Below are 1,924 nucleotides of genomic sequence, written 5' to 3'. Positions count from 1 at the left end.
GCGAGCAGGTTCATCACCGCCCCGGCGAGAACGGATCCGAACGACCGCCGCGGCCGGTGCCGCTGAGCGCGGTGGGATGCGGACGGTGCCGCCATGAACATCTCCTGCACAAAAGAAGTCGTCGGTGAACGGCTCACACGGAAAGGGTTGGTGGCCGAACCTGCCCATGGAGCGGTCCGGCCACCCCCCGGGGGGCGGGAAGATCAGGCGTCGGTGCTGGTAGCGGCGAATTCCCACAGGATCGGCGTCGAGGTCACCGCTGCGGTGGCGGGGGCATTGGCGGCCAGTTCGGCGGAGAAACACAGCCAGCGATAGTCTCCGGCGCCGACGGTGGTGCTCAGCACCTGTGTGGACGCGGCCCCGATCGTGGTGCCGGCACCGAAGGGCGCACCGGCGCCGCACGCCGGGGCGGCGGCGCCGGTGCCGAGCTCGGCCACGCGTACGGTCACCAGGTTCGCCAGCGCCGAGGTGTCGGCGTTGGTTTTGGTCACGGTGATGTCGGCGCCGAAATTGCCTTCGACTTCCTGCAGGCCCACCAGCTGATAGACCGGCTCGGCCGGAACCAGGGCGTTGGCCTGCTGGGTGAAGGTCATCGTCCCGGCCGCGTCAGCGGTGAGGTATTCGGCCCAGGTGCTGCCGCCGTCGAAGGAGCCCTGGATGTTGAACGAGCTACCGCCGGTGCCGAATTCGGAACTTCCCCAGACGGTGTCGCTCCAAGCGGCCAGGGTGACGGCAGCGCCGACCCCCAGGACGAGGCCGGAGGCCAGGACGGCGCGGATCTTACGACGCTTGCGGGTGGAGTCGACAGAGGTCATCTCATCACTTCTCTAGAACGGGAGACAGAAAGTCGGCGGCGATACAGGCCCGCCATAACGACTATGGCAAAACAGACCGGTCTCGTTACAGCTTTCAAAAAAATAGGATTATGGCGTGCGCCACGAAAGCGAATATCAAGATCGACAATTCGTCGATGTCGCTTTAGGTGTAAATGTCCACATAAATACGCACGAACCCGTAGGGGCGAACTCTCGCCTGCATCAAAGTTCACGAGAGCACCCCTCCGGTGACGGTGCCCGACACGTCGGTTCCGCCACTCGCGGCGACGAACCTCTGCGGCGCGCCACCGATCACCACCTGGCCGGCGACGCGGCACTTGGCGCTGTCGGATCGGCTGCTCGACGGTATCGCGATGAGCTGTCCGCACGTGATCCTCATCGGGCATTACAGGGTGAGACGATCCCGACAAACAACTACAGACCTGCTCCGGAAAGTTCGCACAGCGGGCTCGGCACTACACCGGGTCTGCTGTGCCGCCAAGACCGGCCGAGGAAGCATCGGCACCTCCCCTCGACTGGGCAGGCATATCGCCACGCGACATACCGAGGACACGAGTCGGTAACGAACAGGCCGCTTCGGCATCAGTAGGTGTCGAAGGCGACACGGCGGGTATTGCTGGACCAGCCTCCGACACCGAATGCACAATCCGATCCCGAACTGCCCCAGAAGGAAATGCATATGCTTCTCGGATCTCTCGCCCTGACCCTTGGCCGCCTGCCCGCAGGATTGGGCATCGTGCTCTGACCGCCCCTCTACCACGCATCCGCGGTCACCTTTGCGTCCCAACGCCGATGCAGGTCACAGGGGCATAGTTCGAGGAGGTTTCATGGTCTCGCCTCGTCGTCTTCCCTCCCCGGAGCTACCGGCCCAAGTGCTGACCATGAGCGATCTCGAAGCAGTACTGTGGCCGTTGACCGGGCTCGCCCCGACCGAGAGCGATCTCGCGGCGGTCGGGTCTCTGCTCGCCCCTGCCACACCCGGGGGCGAGTCCTCATCTGGGGATGCCCCCGGCGACATAGCTACTCGCCGATGACATGCGCGGCGCACCTCACTCGAGGGACGCGTCGCCGACCGGATGAAGTGTTAT

Annotated in this window: 2 protein-coding genes; both read right to left on the bottom strand. The window is 64.8% G+C overall.

Annotated elements, in window-relative coordinates:
* Positions 1 to 203: 203 nt before the first annotated feature.
* Entirely contained in the window at positions 204 to 815 is a 612-nt protein-coding gene (locus tag A5767_RS12720) for a SipW-dependent-type signal peptide-containing protein (protein ID WP_052040110.1), read from the bottom strand.
* 229 nt (positions 816 to 1,044) lie between these two features.
* On the bottom strand, positions 1,045 to 1,215 hold the full coding sequence (locus A5767_RS23130; protein ID WP_019290237.1) for a hypothetical protein: 171 nt from the start codon (positions 1,213 to 1,215) through the stop codon (positions 1,045 to 1,047).
* Positions 1,216 to 1,924: the final 709 nt, after the last annotated feature.

Source organism: Rhodococcus sp. 852002-51564_SCH6189132-a (assembly GCF_001665495.1).
Taxonomy (GTDB): Bacteria; Actinomycetota; Actinomycetes; order Mycobacteriales; family Mycobacteriaceae; genus Rhodococcus; species Rhodococcus pyridinivorans.
This window is presented reverse-complemented; position numbering and strand designations above follow the sequence as displayed.

Coding starts and splice junctions, on each gene's coding strand:
- A5767_RS12720 (WP_052040110.1), bottom strand. CDS start 815: ATGACCTCTGTCGACTCCACCCGCAAGCGTCGTAAGATCCGCGCCGTC.
- A5767_RS23130 (WP_019290237.1), bottom strand. CDS start 1,215: ATGAGGATCACGTGCGGACAGCTCATCGCGATACCGTCGAGCAGCCGA.